The sequence below is a fragment of the Prevotella sp. SGI.167 genome, assembly GCF_050313615.1.
Taxonomy (GTDB): Bacteria; Bacteroidota; Bacteroidia; order Bacteroidales; family Bacteroidaceae; genus Prevotella.
In genome coordinates, this window is sequence record NZ_JBNPLT010000153.1 from 1 (window position 1) to 359 (window position 359).

Sequence of the window (359 nt, forward strand, 5' to 3'; positions counted from 1 at the left end):
CGTTGAGAAATGGGAAGGCAAGTGCTATCGTCTTGTCATCCAGAGACAAAGACGCAACAGTGGCGACCTTGACCTGTGGGAAGGCGAATACACTTACCGTTGTATTCTGACCAACGATTACAAGTCATCGACAAGGGACATTGTTGAATTCTACAATCTGCGTGGCGGCAAGGAACGTATCTTTGACGACATGAACAACGGATTCGGTTGGAGCAGGCTCCCCAAGTCGTTCATGGCGGAGAATACTGTCTTTCTTCTGCTTACTGCATTGATACACAATTTCTACAAGACCATCATGAGCAGGCTTGACACCAAGGCTTTTGGGCTCAAGAAAACGAGTCGCATAAAGGCTTTTGTCT

1 protein-coding gene is annotated in these 359 nt (G+C 47.1%); it reads left to right on the plus strand.

The window, feature by feature from the left end; translation table 11 throughout:
* The coding region (locus tag ACQRBJ_RS16310) for a transposase (protein WP_445304270.1) at positions 1–359 on the plus strand (359 nt) is incomplete at both ends.